The 17,408-nt window shown below is 67.5% G+C and carries 21 protein-coding genes; 12 read left to right on the forward strand and 9 right to left on the reverse strand.

Annotated elements, in window-relative coordinates; genetic code table 11:
• The first annotated feature begins 15 nt into the window (after positions 1-15).
• The 4 genes from ACFVV0_RS08900 to ACFVV0_RS08915 all read left to right on the forward strand — a co-directional run bounded on the left by ACFVV0_RS08900 (position 16) and on the right by ACFVV0_RS08915 (position 2,873).
• Entirely contained in the window at positions 16-717 is a 702-nt protein-coding gene (locus ACFVV0_RS08900) for a hypothetical protein (protein ID WP_387061238.1), read from the forward strand.
• 91 nt (positions 718-808) lie between these two features.
• The gene (locus ACFVV0_RS08905) at positions 809-1,171 is read left to right on the forward strand and encodes a GntR family transcriptional regulator (protein ID WP_387061241.1); all 363 of its coding nucleotides are present in this window, start codon (positions 809-811) and stop codon (positions 1,169-1,171) included.
• Positions 1,168-2,100 carry an ABC transporter ATP-binding protein gene (locus ACFVV0_RS08910; protein ID WP_387061244.1) on the forward strand — a complete coding sequence of 311 codons (933 nt, stop codon included), beginning with the start codon at positions 1,168-1,170 and terminating at the stop codon, positions 2,098-2,100. The genes ACFVV0_RS08905 and ACFVV0_RS08910 overlap by 4 nt, the downstream gene beginning before the upstream one ends.
• Positions 2,097-2,873: a hypothetical protein gene (locus ACFVV0_RS08915; protein ID WP_387061247.1), complete on the forward strand. Its 777-nt coding sequence runs from the start codon at positions 2,097-2,099 to the stop codon at positions 2,871-2,873. The genes ACFVV0_RS08910 and ACFVV0_RS08915 overlap by 4 nt, the downstream gene beginning before the upstream one ends.
• A gap of 210 nt (positions 2,874-3,083) precedes the next feature.
• Here the strand turns inward: ACFVV0_RS08915 and ACFVV0_RS08920 are convergent, their stop codons facing one another.
• Positions 3,084-3,533, reverse strand: a complete 450-nt coding sequence (locus tag ACFVV0_RS08920; protein WP_387061250.1) for a VOC family protein — start codon at positions 3,531-3,533, stop codon at positions 3,084-3,086.
• Between the two features lie 69 nt (positions 3,534-3,602).
• On the opposite strand from ACFVV0_RS08920, the gene ACFVV0_RS08925 reads away from it, so the two are divergent.
• Positions 3,603-3,935 (forward strand): DMT family transporter, encoded by a 333-nt coding sequence (locus ACFVV0_RS08925; protein WP_387061253.1) that lies wholly within the window; start codon positions 3,603-3,605, stop codon positions 3,933-3,935.
• Between the two features lie 35 nt (positions 3,936-3,970).
• Here the strand turns inward: ACFVV0_RS08925 and ACFVV0_RS08930 are convergent, their stop codons facing one another.
• Genes ACFVV0_RS08930 through ACFVV0_RS08945 form a run of 4 tightly spaced genes read right to left on the reverse strand, consistent with a single transcriptional unit; the run spans position 3,971 to position 6,425 of the window.
• On the reverse strand, positions 3,971-4,525 hold the full coding sequence (locus ACFVV0_RS08930) for a DUF2781 domain-containing protein (RefSeq protein ID WP_387061256.1): 555 nt from the start codon (positions 4,523-4,525) through the stop codon (positions 3,971-3,973).
• Positions 4,526-4,552: 27 nt separating this feature from the next.
• The gene (locus tag ACFVV0_RS08935; protein WP_387061259.1) at positions 4,553-5,131 is read right to left on the reverse strand and encodes a GNAT family N-acetyltransferase; all 579 of its coding nucleotides are present in this window, start codon (positions 5,129-5,131) and stop codon (positions 4,553-4,555) included.
• Positions 5,132-5,167: 36 nt separating this feature from the next.
• Entirely contained in the window at positions 5,168-5,875 is a 708-nt protein-coding gene (locus tag ACFVV0_RS08940; protein ID WP_387061262.1) for a uracil-DNA glycosylase, read from the reverse strand.
• Between the two features lie 31 nt (positions 5,876-5,906).
• Positions 5,907-6,425, reverse strand: a complete 519-nt coding sequence (locus tag ACFVV0_RS08945; protein WP_387061265.1) for a phosphoribosyltransferase — start codon at positions 6,423-6,425, stop codon at positions 5,907-5,909.
• A gap of 42 nt (positions 6,426-6,467) precedes the next feature.
• Between ACFVV0_RS08945 and ACFVV0_RS08950 the strand changes: the two genes are divergently transcribed.
• The gene (locus ACFVV0_RS08950) at positions 6,468-7,970 is read left to right on the forward strand and encodes an MFS transporter (protein WP_387061268.1); all 1,503 of its coding nucleotides are present in this window, start codon (positions 6,468-6,470) and stop codon (positions 7,968-7,970) included.
• A 117-nt stretch (positions 7,971-8,087) separates the two neighbouring features.
• On the opposite strand, the gene ACFVV0_RS08955 is transcribed toward ACFVV0_RS08950, so the two are convergent.
• Complete coding sequence (locus ACFVV0_RS08955; protein WP_387061271.1) at positions 8,088-9,410, reverse strand: bifunctional o-acetylhomoserine/o-acetylserine sulfhydrylase; 1,323 nt, start codon at positions 9,408-9,410, stop codon at positions 8,088-8,090.
• Positions 9,411-9,560: 150 nt separating this feature from the next.
• On the opposite strand from ACFVV0_RS08955, the gene ACFVV0_RS08960 reads away from it, so the two are divergent.
• Genes ACFVV0_RS08960 through ACFVV0_RS08985 form a run of 6 tightly spaced genes read left to right on the forward strand, consistent with a single transcriptional unit; the run spans position 9,561 to position 15,364 of the window.
• Positions 9,561-10,340: an SDR family oxidoreductase gene (locus ACFVV0_RS08960; protein WP_387061274.1), complete on the forward strand. Its 780-nt coding sequence runs from the start codon at positions 9,561-9,563 to the stop codon at positions 10,338-10,340.
• A gap of 1 nt (position 10,341) precedes the next feature.
• On the forward strand, positions 10,342-11,031 hold the full coding sequence (locus tag ACFVV0_RS08965) for a potassium channel family protein (RefSeq protein WP_387061276.1): 690 nt from the start codon (positions 10,342-10,344) through the stop codon (positions 11,029-11,031).
• A 40-nt stretch (positions 11,032-11,071) separates the two neighbouring features.
• Entirely contained in the window at positions 11,072-12,277 is a 1,206-nt protein-coding gene (locus ACFVV0_RS08970; protein WP_387061279.1) for a homoserine O-acetyltransferase, read from the forward strand.
• 14 nt (positions 12,278-12,291) lie between these two features.
• Complete coding sequence (locus tag ACFVV0_RS08975; RefSeq protein WP_387061282.1) at positions 12,292-13,455, forward strand: sensor histidine kinase; 1,164 nt, start codon at positions 12,292-12,294, stop codon at positions 13,453-13,455.
• Positions 13,452-14,666 carry a hypothetical protein gene (locus ACFVV0_RS08980; RefSeq protein ID WP_387061285.1) on the forward strand — a complete coding sequence of 405 codons (1,215 nt, stop codon included), beginning with the start codon at positions 13,452-13,454 and terminating at the stop codon, positions 14,664-14,666. Before ACFVV0_RS08975 ends, ACFVV0_RS08980 begins: the two co-directional genes overlap by 4 nt.
• A 44-nt stretch (positions 14,667-14,710) precedes the next feature.
• Positions 14,711-15,364: a response regulator gene (locus tag ACFVV0_RS08985; RefSeq protein ID WP_387061287.1), complete on the forward strand. Its 654-nt coding sequence runs from the start codon at positions 14,711-14,713 to the stop codon at positions 15,362-15,364.
• 182 nt (positions 15,365-15,546) lie between these two features.
• Here ACFVV0_RS08985 and ACFVV0_RS08990 read toward each other — a convergent pair whose 3' ends face one another.
• The 3 genes from ACFVV0_RS08990 to ACFVV0_RS09000 are packed head-to-tail and all read right to left on the reverse strand — an operon-like array spanning position 15,547 to position 17,399.
• Complete coding sequence (locus ACFVV0_RS08990; RefSeq protein ID WP_387061290.1) at positions 15,547-16,827, reverse strand: MFS transporter; 1,281 nt, start codon at positions 16,825-16,827, stop codon at positions 15,547-15,549.
• A gap of 9 nt (positions 16,828-16,836) precedes the next feature.
• Positions 16,837-17,088, reverse strand: a complete 252-nt coding sequence (locus ACFVV0_RS08995; RefSeq protein WP_387061293.1) for a hypothetical protein — start codon at positions 17,086-17,088, stop codon at positions 16,837-16,839.
• Positions 17,088-17,399, reverse strand: coding sequence for an MTH1187 family thiamine-binding protein (locus ACFVV0_RS09000; protein WP_387061295.1), 312 nt, complete (start codon positions 17,397-17,399; stop codon positions 17,088-17,090). The genes ACFVV0_RS08995 and ACFVV0_RS09000 overlap by 1 nt, the downstream gene beginning before the upstream one ends.
• Positions 17,400-17,408 lie beyond the last annotated feature (9 nt).

Below are 17,408 nucleotides of genomic sequence, written 5' to 3' on the forward strand. Positions count from 1 at the left end.
CAGTACAGTGATCGAATGGAGGAGCGGGAGCCGGTCGAGCAGGTTGTGGCGCGGCGCTCCGTTCTCAAAGCCGTCGCCCGATTCGAGGAGAAGCACCCGGTCTGGCTCGTCGAGCACGCGCTGACCGCGGGCTGGATCTGGGCGGCGTTCTGGATCCTGCTCCTCGTTCCGGCCGACCACTACAACTGGCACGGGTCGATCGTGGTCGGCATCGTCGTGGTCGCCGTCGTCCCGACCTTCACCGCAACGGTGATCGTGCTCAGCCAGACACCGCACTCGCACCTGAGGCGCAGCGAGTCCGTTCTCGGTCACTTCTTCGGGCGCTTCGCGGCCTACGTCTTCGCCTTCGTCGCCTGGACCCTCTCCGTGGTGCTCAGCGCGACGATCGCCTCGCAGCTGCAGACCGAGGGCGACAACAATGAGATCGACACGCTCGGCGTCGGGCTCAAGCTGCTCGTGGGCGTCACCCCGGTGGTCGTCCTGTTCCTCTGGCTGCTGCTGATCTTCCGCTATGCGTGGTTCCTGTCCCGGCTTCGCGGGTGGCGGGCGCGGCCCGTGCGCACGCGCATCCCGAAGACCTTCCTCGCCGACGAGCCGCGCACGCACCGGATGCTCATCGGTCTCGCCCACCCGGCTCTCCTCGCGGTCACCGGCAGCCTCGCCGTGATCGTCGCCCTCCTGCTCTACCTCGACGACGTCACCATCAACGTCGTCTAGCCGTTTGGGGCTTGACACGGCGCGTGCGGCCTGGTTGGTTAGTTACATGAGTAACTAACCGACGAGGTTAGCTGAGCCGAGGGAGGTGCGGATGATCGAAGAAGGAAAGCCGATCTTCGTGCAGATCGCCGAACAGATCGAGAACGACATCATCGACGGCATCTACCCCACCGAGACACAGGTGCCCTCGACCAACGAGTTCGCAAGCTTCTATCGCATCAACCCCGCCACCGCAGGCAAGGGTGTCAACCTCCTCGTGGACGACGGGATTCTCTACAAGAAGAGAGGAATCGGCATGTTCGTGGCCGAAGGCGCCCGCGAGCGTCTCATCGTCAAACGGCGCGACGCGTTTCGCGACGAATACCTCCGACCCCTGCTCGCCGAAGCGGCGAAGCTCGGGATCGACCCGCAGCAATTGACCGAAATGATCACCAAGGAAGGAGTCAGCGCATGAGTGCCGCCCGCACCGCGACAGCACAGCCGCCGACGTCCATCGCCCCCGCCGTGCACGTCGAAGGGCTCACCAAGCGCTTCGGATCGTTCACCGCGATCGATGACGTCAGCTTCACCGTCAAGCCGAACAAGATCTACGGTCTCCTCGGCCGCAACGGCGCCGGCAAGACCACGATCATGCAGCTGCTCACCGGCCAGGACTTCGCCACCACGGGCGACATCCGGGTGTTCGGCGAGCGGCCCGTCGAGAACGCCCGCATCCTGCAGAACATCTGCTTCATCAAGGAGAGCCAGCGCTACCCTGACGACTTCCAGCCGAAGCACGTCTTCCGCAGCGCACCCTGGTTCTTCGAGAACTGGGATCAGGATCTCGCCGACCAGCTCATCGACGACTTCCGCCTGCCGCTCAACCGCCGCATCAAAAAGCTCTCCCGCGGCCAGCTCTCGGCCGTCGGCGTCATCGTCGGGCTCGCCTCGCGCGCTCCCCTGACCTTCTTCGACGAGCCGTACCTGGGGCTGGATGCGGTGGCCCGGCAGATCTTCTACGATCGCCTCCTCGAGGACTTCGCCGAGCATCCGCGCACCGTCATCCTCTCGACCCACCTGATCGACGAGGTGGCCAACCTGCTCGAGCACGTCATCGTGATCGACCAGGGACGCATCCTGATGGACGAGGACGCCGAGGAGATGCGCACCTCCGCCACCACCGTGGTCGGCCAGCGTTCCGCCGTCGAGAGCTTCGTCACCGGGCTCGACGTGCTGCACCGCGACGGCATCGGCGGACTCGCCTCCGTCACGGTCGGCGCGCTCAGCCCGGCCCAGCGGGTGGAAGCCGCGGCCGCCGGCCTCGAGCTCTCCCCCGTCTCCCTGCAGCAACTCATCGTCCGCAAGACCAACGTCCGAGCGACAGAATTCGAGCAGAGCGCATGACCGCCATCGCCCCGGAGACGGTGAATCTCCGAACCGCCCCCGCCTCCGCGCACCGCATCTGGCGCGTCGTCAGGCTGAACCTCGTCAATAAGTCGACGACCATCTGGGTGCCCCTGATGATCATGGGCTTCATCTGGCTGGTGAACTACCTGATCTGGTGGATCATCTACAGCGCGGCGCCGGTCGCCGACCGTGCCAAGGCCATGGAGGGCACCCAGTGGAGCGGCGGAGCGTTCTACATCTTCGTCTACATGCTCGTCGTGGGCGTGCAGGTGATCGGAATGACGTTCCCGTTCGCACTCGGCTACAGCGTGACACGCCGTGACTTCTGGCTGGGCGCATCCCTGACCTTCCTGCTGCTCTCGGCCGGCTACGCGATCGGGTTCACCGTGCTGTCGGCGGTCGAGGAGTGGACGGGCGGATGGGGCCTCGGCGGGCACCTGTTCACCTCCATCTACTTCGGTGACAGCGGATTCTTCGCGAGGCTCTTCATCGTCTTCGTCGCCATGCTGTTCTTCTTCTTCGTCGGTGCGACGGCGGGGACCCTGTTCATGCGGTGGCGGGTGAACGGTCTGCTGATCGCAGCGGCCATCCTCGTGCTCCTCATCGTCGGCTTGGTCGCTCTCGTCACGTTCACGAACAACTGGCCGGCGGTCGGCGAGTGGTTCATGGCGATGGGGCCGGTCGGAGTGGTGGCGTGGATGCTGGTGCCGACAGCGATCTCGGCCGTCGCCGGGTTCTACATCCTGCGCCGCGCGACCCCGAAGAACTGACCGTCTGAGAATGGACGTGGCCGGGGACCCCACGGGGTTCCCGGCCACGATTGTTCATCTGCCTCGTGCGGCCGGCTCTCGCTCGGATTCTGAGCACTGAACCGGCCGTCGATGATGCTGGGCCGTCGATGACGGTGTCTTCACTGTAGGTCGGCCGTCTCGCCGCGTGCGGGTTCCTGATGGCTTACAGGCGAAGACCATAGGCGGCCCTCAGGATGCGCCCGGCCCGCTCTCATCCGCGAGCTCCTGGAAGATCGTGAGCTGCAGCTCCGCCGGGCCCGCCAGCCGGGCATTGAGCGAGTTCCACGGCGTGAGCGTCGGCGGTGCGATCAGCTCCGCTCCCCCGGCGACGAGACTGGCTGTGACACCGCGGCTGTCGCCGACCTCGAAGGCCAGCCGGATGTGCGGCGCGACCGCCCTGCCCACCTCGACCTCGTCGATCATCGCCTTCTGCGCCGGATTCGCGATCTCCAGAGTCGCGCGTCCGGCGTCGAGGATGGCCACTTCGGCGCCTCCCTCGCCGGAGTACGACTCCTGCTCGGGGAGTCCGAGCACATCGCGGTAGAACGCGAGCGCCGCCTCGTAGTCCTCCGCCTCGACGACGATGCGCAACTGGCGCACCCGTGAAGCCCCGCGTTCCGTGTCGGCTGTTTCGCTCATCCGTCGCCCTCTTCCTCGGTACCGTTGTTCTGAGCCTGGCGTGCGCCGGCCGACGGGAGCAACCTGCACATGCTCGGGTACCTATTCCTCGCCATCGCGATCGCCACCGAGGTGGTCGCGACGGCGTTCCTGAAGTTCACCTCCGGCGACAGCCCGAAGTGGTGGGCGTTCGTCATCGTCGTGGTCGGCTACGTCGCATCGTTCGCTGCGCTCTCGCAATCGCTCAGCCGCGGGGTGCCCCTCGGGATCGCCTACGCGATCTGGTCGGCCGTCGGCGTGGTCGCCATCGTGCTGATCTCGTGGATCTTCTTCAAGGAGTCGCTCACCTGGGTGCAGCTCGGCGGCATCCTGCTCGTCATCGCCGGCGTCGGTCTGCTCGAGCTCGGCGGCAAGCACGCCTGACCGTGCGGCGGTGTGCCCCGGCGCGGCGGGACGGATCAGAACTTGCGCGTGAACGGCATCGGTTTGCGCATCCGGATGAGCAGCAGCAGCGGAACCAGCACGTACGGCCCGTTGTAGAGCAGGAAGATGAACGGCTGCGGGGTGCGCTGGGCGGCGTCGCCGAAGAACTCGACACCGAAGATCGGGATGCCGGTGAGGCTGATGATCATCGTGGCGTAGATCACGGCGTACAGCTGGATCCAGTTGTAGCCCTTCGACAGGCAGATGACGAGCAGCACATAGAACGGCAGGTATATGAACGCCGACGTCCCGGTGATGAACCGCAGCCAGATCGGCGGGTTCTGGTACAGCGGGTCGTACTGCGACGAATAGGTGTAGTTCCACTGCGCGAACAGGTTCGTGGTGGTCGCCGTCTGCGGGATGCCGAGCGTGGGGATCGCGTCACTGATGATGCACGTCACGATGAACAGCGAGAAGACGCAGATGAAGAAGATGTCGATGGGTCGTTTGCGCAGGGGCAGGTTCGCGGGCGTCGCAGCGGTTGCGGCGGCGGGGGCGGCCGGTGCCTGGTCGGGGCTCAGTGAAGTCACGCAGGACACACTAGTGACACTGCGACGCTATTTGAGGGATTTCTGCATCAGGATCGTGCCCAGCCAGCGGTCGAACTTGTACCCGACGCGGCCCATCCGGCCGATCTCGGTGAAGCCGAAGTTCTCGTGCATCTTGATGGAGGCCTCGGCGCCCTTGTCGGCGATGACGGCGATCATCTCCTTGAGACCCGCCGCCTTCGAGCGGTCGATCAGCGCCTGCATGAGCACCGGTCCGAGCCCCTTGCCGGTGGATGCGGCGCCCAGGTAGATCGAGTTCTCGACGGTGAAGCGGTATGCGCGCTTCTGCTTCCAGGGACTGACCAGCGCGTAGCCGAGGATCTGTCCGCTCGGCGAGACGGCGACGATGAACGGCATGCCGAGCTTGTGCAGGTAGGCGTACTTGGACTTCCACTCGCGCAGGGTCATCGCATCCTCGTCGAAGGTCACGGTGCTGTTGGCCACGTAGTGGTTGTAGATCTCGCGGATCCAGGGCAGATCGGCGGGTTCGGCATCCCGGATGCTGTACTCGAACGGCGCCGGCGCGGGCTCCGCCTTGCGCAGGTGCGGTGGCAGCGTGCGGCGCGTCTGGTATTCCTCTTCAAGCACGTCGACAAGCCTACGCCGCCGCGCGTTTCAGCGGGGTTACGAGGCCGGGAGCAGAGGCTCCAGCGACCAGTCGACCGGCTTCTCGCCGAGCTTCTCGAGCAGTGCGTTCGCTCTCGAGAACGGCCGCGATCCGAAGAAGCCGCGGGACGCGGAGAGCGGGCTGGGATGCGCGGACTCGATCACCGGAGTCCCCCCGAGCATCGGCTTCAACGTCGACGCATCCCGGCCCCAGAGGATGGCCACGAACGGCCGATCTCGCTGCACCAGCATCCGGATGGCGTGCTCGGTCACGGGCTCCCAGCCCTTGCCGCGATGCGAGGCCGGCTCCCCCGGCCGCACCGTCAGCACCCTGTTCAGCAGCATCACCCCGTGCCGCGACCACCCGCTCAAGTCCCCGTGGGGAGGAGACACGGTGCCGAGGTCGTCGCGCAGCTCTTTGTAGATGTTCTGCAGGCTGCGCGGCAGGGGGCGCACATCCCGTTCGACCGCGAAGGACAGACCGATCGGATGCCCGGGGGTCGGATACGGGTCCTGGCCGACGATCAGGACACGCACGTCGTCGAACGGTGCGCGGAAGGCGCGGAGCACGTTCGGCCCCGCAGGGAGGTAGTGCCGGCCCGCGGCGACCTCGCCACGGAGGAACGACCCCATGTCGGCGATGCGGTTGGCGACGGGTTCGAGGGCGGCAGCCCATCCGGGATCCATCGACCCGTCGGCGGCCAGTTCGGCGAGCGTCTTCGGCACGGTCGTTTCCCGTTGTGGCGGAGAACGGCGGCTACTCGCCGGCGGTCACGGGCGGGAGGGCCGACCACGGGAAGGTGATCCAGCGATCGGTGCGGCGCCAGATGAAGTCGGGTTCGAGCACCGTGCGGGGCTTGCTGTAGAGGCAGACGGTGCGCACCTCGGCGCCGGATGCGGCGATCAGGTCCACGACCATCGCGAGGGTGCGACCGGAGTCGGAGACGTCGTCGACGAGCAGCACCCGCTTCGCGGCGAGAGCGGCCTCGTCGAGCAGCGGCGGCAGCACGACGGGTTCGGGCAGTCGCTCATCCACGCCCGTGTAGAACTCGACGTTGAGGGCGCCGCAGGTCTTGATTCCGAGCGCGTACGACATGGCTCCGGCGAGGAGGAGACCGCCGCGGGCGATCGCGACGACCACATCCGGTTCGAAGCCGGATTCGACGACCTCGCCGGCGAGATGACGTGAGGCTTCACCGAATTCGAGCCACCCGAGAACCTCCCGCTCCGTCTCGGCGAGAACGGTGGAGCCTGAGTCGTCGAGTTCGCTGGCCATCCCTCTACCGTACCGGGGCCGCGCGGGTGTTAGCATCCACAAATGACGTCACAGAGGACGCGCGCTGAGGGCGCCCGCACCCCCACTTCCCGCCGCGGCGCTGTGACCATCGGGGTCACTGCCGGCCTCATCGGCTGGCTCGCTTTCGTCGAGCTGACGAGCGGCATCCTCCAGGGCTACTACGTGCCGCTGATCTCGGACATCGTCAAGCATCTGGGCATCCACGACGCCGACTACAACTGGTTCGAGGCCGCGCAACTCCTCCTCTCGGCCCTGGTCGTCCCGGTGCTCGCGAAGCTCGGCGACATGTTCGGGCACAAGCGCATCCTGCTGATCGCGACGGTGCTCACCGCGCTGTCGACGTGGGCCCTCGCATTCTCCGGCAACTTCGTGACCTTCCTCGTCGCGTTCGCCCTGCAGGGCTTCTACGTCGTCTGGCTTCCGCTGGAGGTGGCGCTGATCTTCGACCGCGGACGGCGCACCGGCACGGCCGCCTCCCAGACCCGCAAGGCCGCGGGTCTCCTCGTCGTCGCTCTCGAGCTCGGCGCCATCCTCGGTGCCGTCGGCGCGGGTCTGCTCTTCGAGGCGCTCGGCGGCAACGTCACCCTCACGCTGATCGTGCCCGCGATCGCCGTCACGATCGTCTTCTTCGCGATCCTCTTCGGAGTGCCGGAGTCCGAGCCGACCCCCGGGCGTCGTCTGGATGCGGTGGGCTTCAGCATCCTCACCCTCGGCCTCCTGCTCATCACCTCGGGGCTCACCTTCCTGCGGATCAACGGCGTCGGAACCTGGTGGGTCTGGGCGCTCATCGTCGTGGGAGTGCTGACCTTCATCCCGTTCGGGAGATACGAGCTCAAGCAGGAAGACCCCGCGATCGACCTGCGAGTGCTCCGGCGTCCCAACATGTGGCCGGTGCAGCTGACGGCTGGCCTCATCGGCATCAGCCTGCTCGGCGCGCAGGCCCCGCTCAGCACGTTCGCCGGCACCGACCCGGTGAACGGATACGGTCTCGGGCTCTCCGCAGGTCAGCGCAGCATCCTGATCGGCGCGTACCTGATCTCGATGATCGTCGGGGCGCTCCTGTTCCCCCTCGTCTCGTCGCGGCTGACGCCGAGGGTGACACTGATCGCCGCCTCGTTCCTCGTGGCGATCGGCTACCTGCTCTTCCTCCCGTTCCATCAGGAGACCTGGCAGGTGTTCACCAACATGGCGGTTGCGGGGATCGGATCGGGGGCGCTGGTCGGCGCACTGCCTGCGGCCGCCGCTGCCGCCGCACCTCGTGGCCAGACCGGGATCGCCACCGCCCTCACCAACACCACGAAGACGATCGGCGGGTCGTTCGCGTCGGCCGTGTTCGGCGTGGTGCTCCTGTCCGGGGCAGCGACCGTGACCGCGTCCGCCGCCAGCCTGTTCGGCTACATGCTGGTCTGGACCATCTGCGGTGTCGGCGCGCTCGTCGCCGCCGTGCTGCTCTTCTTCGTGCCCAAGCTGGCGTTCGCGGATGCGGAGCCCGCCGTCGAGGCGGCCGTCGACCGCGTCGTCTGACCTCGGTCCACGACGGGCTCACACGCGAAGAGGGGTCGCAACACGCCGTGTGACGGCAAGCCGTCACGGCGTGTTGCGACCCCTCTGTGACGCGGGTCGACGCGTGGGACGCCGGGGTCAGACCCGGGCGGCCTCCACGACGGCGCGGGCTGCGGCGAGGCCGCCCTCGAGGTCGGCCTTGAGGTCGGCAACGTTCTCGAGACCGACCGAGAGACGCACGAGGCCGGCCGTGACGCCCGCCGTGAGCTGCTGCTCGGGCGTGAGCTGCGAGTGGGTGGTGGACGCCGGGTGGATCACCAGGCTGCGCACGTCGCCGATGTTCGCGAGGTGGCTGAAGAGCTTGAGGTTGTCGACGAATGCGCGGCCAGCATCCACCCCGCCCTTGAGCTCGAACGAGAGCACGGCACCGACGCCCTTGGGCGAGTACTTGTTGGCCGCCGCGTACCACGGGCTGGTGGGGAGGCCCGAGTAGTTGACCGTGGCGACGTCCGGGTGGTTCTCGAGGTACTCGGCGATCTCCTGCGCGTTCTGCACATGGCGCTCGACGCGGAGGGAGAGCGTCTCGATGCCCTGGATGAGCTGCCACGCGCTGGCCGGAGCGATGGCCGAGCCGAGGTCGCGCAGCAACTGCACGCGGGCCTTGATGATGTACGCCAGGCCGTCTCCGACCGCGGTCGTGTAGCTCGCGCCGTGGTACGACGGGTCGGGCTCGGTGAGGCCCGGGAACTTCTCCACATTCTTCGACCACTCGAAGGTTCCGCCGTCGACCAGGACGCCGCCGATGACCGTGCCGTGACCGCCGAGGAACTTGGTGGCCGAGTGCACGACGATGTCGGCGCCGAACTCGAACGGGCGGATCAGGTACGGCGTCGCGATCGTGTTGTCCACGATCAGCGGAACGCCGGCGTCGTGCGCGATGTCGGCGACGAGCGAGATGTCGAGGATGTTGATCTTCGGGTTGCCGATCGTCTCGGCGAAGAACAGCTTGGTGTTCGGTCGCACTGCGCGGCGCCACTCTTCGGCGTCGTCCTGGTTCTCGACGAACGTGGTCTCGATGCCGAGCTTGGCGAGCGTGTACTTGAAGAGGTTGTACGTTCCGCCGTAGATCGAGCTGGACGAGACGATGTGGTCGCCCGCCTGCGCGATGTTCAGCACGGCGAACGTCTCGGCAGCCTGGCCCGAGGCGACGAGGAGGGCGCCGGTGCCCCCTTCGAGCGCGGCGACGCGCTCCTCGACGACGGCCTGCGTCGGGTTCTGGATGCGTGTGTAGATGTTGCCGAACTCGGCGAGCGCGAACAGGTTCTTGGCGTGCTCCGCGTTGTTGAACACGTACGACGTGGTCTGGTAGATCGGCGTGGCCCGCGCGTTGGTCACGGGGTCGGGCGCAGCGCCGGTGTGGATCTGCTTGGTCTCGAACTGCCAGTCGGCGGCGTCGGTCATGGCTGTACTCCTTCGGGTGGATGCTGGGGCGAGCTGGTCTGCTACCGCCGGGCGAACTTTCTCCTTCGAGCAGGCTATGCTCGCGCACCCGCGCCCACAATGCGCGCGCAACAAGGCGTAACCGGCGCATCCTCGGCCACAATGGGAACCATGAGTACGAAGCGTGTGGTTGTGACGGGTGCGAGTTCTGGGATCGGGGCGGCGACCGTCCGCCTGTTCCGCTCTCACGGGTGGGACGTCGTGGGCGTCGCCCGGAGGGCCGATCGGCTCCGGGAGCTCGCCGACGAGACCGGCGCCGGCACCTTCGTCGCCGACCTGACCAAGCAGGACGACGTGGATGCGCTGCGAGCGCACCTCGAGGCGACCGGGCCCATCCACGCCCTCGTCAACAACGCCGGCGGCGCACGCGGTCTCGACTCCGTGGAGAAGTCGGCGACCGACGACTGGGTGTGGATGTACGAGGTCAACGTCATCGCGACCAAGCGGGTCATCAGCGCTCTCCTCCCCCTGCTGCGGGCGGGAGCCTCGGCGAGCGGGCACGCGGACATCCTCAACGTCACCTCGATCGCCGGACACACCGCCTACGTCGGCGGCGGCGGCTACAACGCGTCGAAGTTCGCCGAGCACGCTCTCACCGAGGTACTGAGGCTCGAGCTGAATGGCGAGCCGATCCGTGTCGTCGAGGTCGCACCCGGAATGGTGGCGACCGAGGAGTTCTCGCTGGTCCGGTTCGGCGGCGACAAGGCGAAGCGCGACGCGGTCTACGAGAACGTCCCCGAGCCGCTCACGGCGGAAGACATCGCCGCCACCATCGTCGACGCACTCGAGCGCCCGCGCCACGTCGACTTGGACCTCATCGTGATCAAGCCGGTCGCCCAGGCCGCGCCGTACCGGTTCCACAAGGGCGACCTGCAGGTGCGCGGCGACTGACATGGCCGGCAAGGAGGGTGCGATCCAGCGCTGGGAGCGAGCCACGATCTGGCCCCTCATCGGCGCGTCTCTCGTTTTTCTCGTCTGCTATTCATGGCTCGTCCTCGAACCGCGCATGCCCCGCACTCTCAATACGGTGCTGGTCGTGGTGCTCGTACTGGTGTGGGTGTCGTTCGTCGTCGACTACGTCGTGCGCCTCGTGCTCAGCCCGAAGAAGTGGGCTTTCGTCCGGGCGAATCCCGTCGATCTCGCTTCGATCCTCATTCCGCTCGCGCGCCCCTTCCGGCTCGTGGCCGATCTGCAGCGCGTGCCGGCGCTTCGAGGTAATACGGGGATGCATCTGAGGCGTCGGGTGATCATCATCGCCGCCTCATTCGTTGTCCTGTTCATCTACGTGATCGCTCTCGCCGAGTACTCGGTCGAACGCGACGCTCCGAATGCGAACATCACGAGCTTCGGCGACGCGATCTGGTGGGCGTGCGTCACGATGGCGACGGTCGGATACGGCGACTACTACCCGATCACCGTGCCCGGGAGGATCCTCGCCGTGCTGCTGATGATCGGAGGCGTCGCCATCGTCGGAACGGCGAGCGCGACGATCGTCAACTACCTCAACGACCGCACGAGACACCTCCGGGAGGAGCGGGAGCGCAGAGGCGTCCACGACGACGCCGATGACCCGAACGCGTAACACGGTCACGCCACATCACCCACTCCGACACAATTGAGTCATGGAGTGGCAGACATCCGCCGATACGGCCCCGTCGAGTTTCATCACGGAGGCGCAAGCGCGGTCGCTCCTCGGCAAGCCGCCGGCCAGCGGCGCATGGAAAGAGAGCGACCCCGTCGGCGCACGGCAGTTCGCGGGGATCGGAGCGTTCGAGTTCGAGAGCGGCGAGAGCCTCCCCTTCGTGCGCGTCGCCTACGAGACGGCAGGCACCCTCTCCCCCGAGCGCGACAACGCCGTGCTGGTGCTCCACGCGCTCACCGGCGACAGCCATGTGATCGGGAGCGCCGGTCCTGGCCAGCCCACCCCCGGCTGGTGGCAGGGGATCGTCGGCCCCGGACGCGCCATCGACACCGACCGGTACTTCGTGGTGGTGCCGAACATGCTCGGCGGCTGCCAGGGGACGACCGGCCCCGCCTCGATCGCGCCGGACGGGTCGGAGTGGGGTCCGCGGTTCCCGTTCACGAGCATCCGGGACCAGGTCAACGCGCAGGCCGCGTTCGCCGACGCGATCGGCATCGACCGCTGGGCGGGCGTCGTCGGCGGTTCGATGGGCGGGATGCAGGCCCTCGAGTGGGCGGTGACCTACCCCGAACGCGTCGAACGGCTTGCGGTGATCGCCGCTCCCCCGATGACGACGGCCGACCAGATCGCCCTCAACTCCGTTCAGATCGAGGCCGTGCGAACCGACCCGAAGTTCCGCGGCGGGCTCTACTACGACGCGGGCGACGGCGAAGGACCCCACCAGGGGCTCGCCCTCGCCCGCCGGATGGCCCTGCTCAACTACCGCAGCCCCTCCGAGCTCAACGACCGTTTCGAACGAACCTGGCAGAGCGAGATCAGCCCGCTCGGCGCCGACGGCCGGTTCGCCGTCGAGTCCTACCTCGACTTCCACGGCAACAAGTTCACCCGGCGGTTCGACGCGAACAGCTACATCACCCTCGTGCACGCGATGAACTCGCACGATGTGGGTCGGGGCAGGGGCGGTGTCGCCGACGCGCTGTCCCGGGTGACGGCCCGCACACTCGTCGTGGGCATCGACAGCGACCGTCTCTTCCCAGTCGAAGGGCAGGAGGAGATCGCGCGACACCTGCCCGACACGATCGACGGTGACGCTCCGGTGGTAATAGAGTCAGATTTCGGACACGACGGTTTTCTGATCGAGAACGATGCCGTGAGCGAGCAGTTGCGCCGTCTGTTCCAGAGCTGACGGATCGGAGGACCATGTCGCGCATCCAGAAGGAGCGTGATCGCCTTCTCTCCGTCACGGCGCGCAATGTCGGGCTCACCGCGACCGCGACCGCTCTGTTCTGCATGAGCATCCCGGGAACGCTGCCACTTCCGCTCTATCTCGCCTCCGTCGTCCTGCTCGCCGGGCTCGCCTACGCCCAGTTCCAGCTGACCTCGCAGCACGTGACGCCGTGGATCGTGACCATCGTGATCGCCGGCGTGGCGCTCATCCTGCTCAACCTGCTGCCGGCGGTCCCGCTGAACCCGGCGGCCCTCAGCGCAGCGGGCATCCTGGCGGGCGCCGCGATCCCGTGCGTGTCGATCCTGTCCGTGACGTCGACGCGGCGCCTCATACTGCTGGGTGCCGCCGGACTCGTCACTCTGGCGACCGTCTCGCTCACCCTGATGGTCACGGGGTCGCGACTCTGGGAGCCGCTCCTGTTCACGATCGCCGGCTGGATCGCGCTCACCGCTACCGGCGTCTGGCTCTCCCGCACGGTTCCGAGAACGCTCAAACGCATCTCGACGATGAGCCGCGCGTACCGGGTCGAACGGCAGGCAAGCGAGACCGAGGCGCGTCGCCGTCAGGGCGCCCGGCTCCTCCACGACACGGTGCTCGCGACGCTCACCCTGCTCGCCCACTCGGGTGTCGGGGTCAGCGTCGCCGCTCTGCGCGAACAGGCGGCCGAGGATGCTGCACTGCTCCGTCAGCTCCGCCTCGGCTTCACCCCCGACCCGACATCGTCGGGCGACTACAAACTCAAACCGGTCGAGGAGTCCACACTCGGCAACACCCTCGAATCGGTGAAGCAGCGGTTTCGGCGCATGGGCCTCGAGGTCAACTGGCACGGCACCGGTCAGGTGCTGCTGCCGAGCGACGTGCTCGACGACTTCCTCCTGGCCCTGGCCGAATGCCTGGAGAACGTGCGCCGGCACTCGGGCGTGAGCGAGGCGCACGTGACGATCACCGACGACGAGACCACGGTGCGCGCGATGGTGACCGACGCGGGCAAGGGGTTCGACGTGGCGACCATCGAGGAGGGCAGGCTGGGGTACACCGAGTCGATCGTGGCCCGGCTCCGCGACATCGGAGGCAACGCCCGTCTGTTCTCGTCGCCCGGCTCCGGTACGACGGTCGTCCTGGAGGTACCGAAGTGACGCGCATCCCCGAGCAGACGCTGCCGCACCCCACCTCGGCGACCGCCAGCACGACCAGCGAACGGGATGCCCTCGGCCGCGCCCGCCTGGACGTCGGCTTCAATGTGACAGCACTCGCGCTCATCGCCTACCAGTTCGTGGTGATGACGCTCAATCTCGGCTCCTACACGGTTCTCCCGCTGAGCCTCGCGGCCTGGGCCGTGCTGATCGCGACCCTGGTCGTCGCGCTGATCCTGCATCCCCGGATGCCCGGCGAACTCCCCGACTGGCTGTTCTACGGCGCCCTCGTGCTGTGGGCGCTGGTGGTCGCACTCGACATCACGGGCACGTGGAGCGCCGGAGATGCGGGAGCACCCCTCACCGCGGCCGTCGCGGTCGGCTCGGCCCTGCTTCTCTGCGCACCGGTGCGACCTCCGCGGGACATCGTCATTCCGGCGGTCATCCTGGGCGTCGCCCTGGCCAGTGCATTCGCCCTCCGCGGGCAGCACGACGTCTCCGCACTCGGGCCGGCGTTCGTGACGATCGCGCTCTCGGTCGCTCCTCCGCTCCTCGGCGTCCAGATCGTCCGCTCGCTGCGCACCCTCGTCCAGTTGGAGCTCGACCTCGTGCAGGTGCAGAGCACGGTGAGCGCGCCTCCGTACGCCGTCGGCATGATGGCGTCCGAGGAACTCGCGCGACTCGACCTCGCGGCCGAACGGCTGCTCGACGGGGTGGCCACGGGACGCACACCGCTCCCGCTCGACGACGCCACCGCATCCGCCGCCGCCTCGATCGCCACCGAGCTGCGGCTTCACCTCATCCAGGGGCGCCGGGAGACCTGGCTCTACCACGCGATCACCGAATCGGCGTTGCTCGGCCCCTCCGTCACCCTCAACGACCCCGAGGGTCTCGCCGGACTCCTCACCCGCGACCAGCGCGACGGTCTGCTCACGGCGGTCTGGCTGCTGATCAGCGATCCGGTGCGCCAGGGAGCGGTGCAGACCCGCACTCTGCAACTGGACCTGATCCGTCCCAGCGCGCCAGATGCCCTTGACCCCTCTGCGGGTGCCAGAATGCCTATCGTGATCTCGGCCACCGGTGTGCCGCGAAACGGGGTGGACCCCGCGGCGTGGCAAGCTATCAGAAAGGTGGGCCGGCACGTCGAATCATTCTCAGGTTCGACGCTCCGGATCGAGATCGACAGCCTGAGTCACAATCCGGCTGACTTCTAGCAGGACACGGGAGTCGGTCCCCGAGAGCTTAGAAAGGCACTTACGTGAGTGAGGCATCCCCCATCAGAATCGCGATCGTCGACGATCACAAGATGCTGCTCGGCGCCCTGACCGAATGGATCCGCAACGCCGCGGACGACATCCGGATGGTCGCTGCAGTCGCCACCTGGCCGGAGCTGCTGACCAGCCCCGAATTCCCGGTCGATGTCGTGCTTCTCGACCTGGACCTGAAGGACAACATCCCGGTCTCGCTGAAGCTCTCGACGCTCAAGACCACGGGCGTTCGCACGGTGCTCATGAGCACGTATTCGGAGCCCGCGGTGGTGCGCGAGGCGCTGGCGGCCGGCGCGCTGGGCTACCTCGTGAAGAGCGAGGACGCGGAGATGATCGTCGAGGCGATCCGCGCAGCCAGCAAAGGCGAGTCGTTCATCTCGGCCGAACTCGACCTGGCGCTCAACGCGGGCGAGGTCGGCGGAGCCCCCAAGCTGAGCGCGCAGGAGCGCCGCGTGATGGCGCTGTACGGCGCGGGCGAGCCCGTCAAGGCGGTGGCCTTCCAGCTCGGCATCTCCGATGAGACCGCCAAGAGCTACCTCAAGCGGATCCGCGAGAAGTACCGCGTGGCCGGCTACGACGTGGGCACGAAGGTCGCCCTCCGCAAGCGAGCCATCCAAGACGGCATCCTCCTCCAGGGCGACTGACCCCGCCCCCGCCCGCTCACCGCACTCACCTCACTCACGCCCGGTCGCGCAAGCCGCCGAGTACACGCGAAATGCCCTCAAAACAGCGTTTTGAGGGCATTTTGCGTGTACTCGCGAGCTCGTCGGTGGGGCGAGCGGAGCTCGGTGGGGCGAGCGGAGCTCGGTGGGGCGAGCGGAGCTCGTCAGTCGATGGGGAGGGGCTCGGGGTGCTGGGCGTGCACGACGCCGGTGTCGACGCCCCGGCGCAGACGCGAGCGGTCGATCCCGAACGCGACCAGCGCGAGCGCGATTCCGCCGATGCAGAGTGCTGCACCGACGACGATCGGCGACAAATAGCCGAACCCGGCCGCGATGGTGAGACCGCCGAGGAACGCCCCGGCCGCATTCGCGATGTTGAGAGCCGAGTGGTTCAGCGCCGCCGCGATCGACTGGCTGTCGTGCGCCACATCCATCAGCCGGGTCTGGATGGTCGGCGAGAGCGCCGCGCAGGCCGCCGCGATCACGAACAGCGAGATCAGCAGACCGGGCACGGTCGCCGCTGTGAAGAACAGAGCGGCCAACCCGATGAGCAGCAGCGCGAAGAACAGCAGCATGCCGCGTTTGAGGTCGCGGTCGGCCATCCAGCCGCCGAACAGGTTGCCGACGGTCATCCCGATGCCGATCAGGATGAGCACCAACGGCACCGCGGACTCGTTCAGCCCGGTCACCGTGGTCACCAGCGGCGAGACGTAGGTGTACACCGCGAAGAATCCGCCGAAGCCGACCGCTCCGATCAGCAACGCGAGCCACACCTGCAGTCGTGTGAACGCCTTCAGTTCGTTCGCCATCGTGGCGTTCGGATCGCCCGGCTGCCACGGCACGAGCAGCGCCACCGCGAGGAAGGTCAGCGCGAAGATCCCAGCGACCACGAGGTAGGCGGCACGCCACCCGTGCACCTGACCCAGCCAGGTGATGAGCGGAACGCCGATCACGTTCGCGATCGTCAACCCGGAGAGCACGAACGCGACACCCTGCCCACGCTTTCCCGGCCCCATCAGCGACGCGGCGACGAGGGATGCGATCCCGAAGTACGCGCCGTGCGGCAACGCGCTCAGGAAACGGGCGAGCAGGATCAGCGGGAAAGTGGGGGCGAGTGCCGAGGCGATCGTGCCGAGTGTGAACGCCACCAGGAGCCAGAGCAGCAGCTGCTTGCGCGGAAGCCGGGCAGCGAACGCCGCGATGGTCGGAGCGCCGACGACGACGCCGAGTGCATAGGCCGAGATCGCCCAGCCCACCTGGGCATTCGCCTCGGCCGGGGCGGACGCGTACAGCGCCGGAAACAGGTCGTGAGCGATGTTGGGCAGCAACCCCATCGCGACGAACTCCGTCGAGCCGATGCCGAATCCACCGAGGGCGAGCGCCAGGAGCGCAAAACGAATACGGGCCGACGACGTCTTCGTCGGCCCGTCAGAAGTCAGGGTCACCGCGTCAGCTTATATCGAATCGTTTCGATCGGGCGCCAACGTCGCGAAGAGTTCCGGAAACGCCTCGGCCGGCTGCTCGTCTTCGACATCCTGGCCGCCGCGCGCCTCCCCTGGGCGCAGGGAACGGCTCGTCGCGACCACGATCGCGACGACGACGGCGCCGAGGAGCGGGCCCGCCACGAGCACGATGATCAGGACGATGATCGGCCAGCCGAGCCAGACCACCGAGGCGACGACCCAGCCCCAGCTGTCGCCGCCCACTATTCAGACCCCTCCAGCGCGGCCTCGAGCCGTTCCACCTTGCCGGTGAGCTCACCGGTGTAGCCAGGCCGGATGTCGGCCTTCAGCACCAGCGAGACGCGCGTTCCGAACCGCCCCACCGCATCCGTCGCCCGTCTGATGACCTCGAAGACCTCGTCCCACTCGCCTTCGATGGTGGTGAACATGGCATCGGTGTGATTCGGGAGGCCGGACTCGCGGACGACGCGAACCGCCGCGGCCACGGCGTCGTGAACGGACGCGTCGGGCTGCCCCTCGCCCCCGCTCGGGGCGACTGAGAATGCAACGAGCATCGTTCCTCC

The sequence above is a fragment of the Leifsonia sp. NPDC058230 genome (genome assembly GCF_042882245.1).
Lineage (GTDB): Bacteria > Actinomycetota > Actinomycetes > Actinomycetales > Microbacteriaceae > Leifsonia.

Excerpts from the sequence above, each read along its gene's own strand:
- ACFVV0_RS08900 (WP_387061238.1), top strand. The coding sequence starts at position 16 with ATGGAGGAGCGGGAGCCGGTCGAGCAGGTTGTGGCGCGGCGCTCCGTT.
- ACFVV0_RS08905 (WP_387061241.1), top strand. The coding sequence starts at position 809 with ATGATCGAAGAAGGAAAGCCGATCTTCGTGCAGATCGCCGAACAGATC.
- ACFVV0_RS08910 (WP_387061244.1), top strand. The coding sequence starts at position 1,168 with ATGAGTGCCGCCCGCACCGCGACAGCACAGCCGCCGACGTCCATCGCC.
- ACFVV0_RS08915 (WP_387061247.1), top strand. The coding sequence starts at position 2,097 with ATGACCGCCATCGCCCCGGAGACGGTGAATCTCCGAACCGCCCCCGCC.
- ACFVV0_RS08920 (WP_387061250.1), bottom strand. The coding sequence starts at position 3,533 with ATGAGCGAAACAGCCGACACGGAACGCGGGGCTTCACGGGTGCGCCAG.
- ACFVV0_RS08925 (WP_387061253.1), top strand. The coding sequence starts at position 3,603 with ATGCTCGGGTACCTATTCCTCGCCATCGCGATCGCCACCGAGGTGGTC.
- ACFVV0_RS08945 (WP_387061265.1), bottom strand. The coding sequence starts at position 6,425 with ATGGCCAGCGAACTCGACGACTCAGGCTCCACCGTTCTCGCCGAGACG.
- ACFVV0_RS08950 (WP_387061268.1), top strand. The coding sequence starts at position 6,468 with ATGACGTCACAGAGGACGCGCGCTGAGGGCGCCCGCACCCCCACTTCC.
- ACFVV0_RS08955 (WP_387061271.1), bottom strand. The coding sequence starts at position 9,410 with ATGACCGACGCCGCCGACTGGCAGTTCGAGACCAAGCAGATCCACACC.
- ACFVV0_RS08960 (WP_387061274.1), top strand. The coding sequence starts at position 9,561 with ATGAGTACGAAGCGTGTGGTTGTGACGGGTGCGAGTTCTGGGATCGGG.
- ACFVV0_RS08965 (WP_387061276.1), top strand. The coding sequence starts at position 10,342 with ATGGCCGGCAAGGAGGGTGCGATCCAGCGCTGGGAGCGAGCCACGATC.
- ACFVV0_RS08970 (WP_387061279.1), top strand. The coding sequence starts at position 11,072 with ATGGAGTGGCAGACATCCGCCGATACGGCCCCGTCGAGTTTCATCACG.
- ACFVV0_RS08975 (WP_387061282.1), top strand. The coding sequence starts at position 12,292 with ATGTCGCGCATCCAGAAGGAGCGTGATCGCCTTCTCTCCGTCACGGCG.
- ACFVV0_RS09000 (WP_387061295.1), bottom strand. The coding sequence starts at position 17,399 with ATGCTCGTTGCATTCTCAGTCGCCCCGAGCGGGGGCGAGGGGCAGCCC.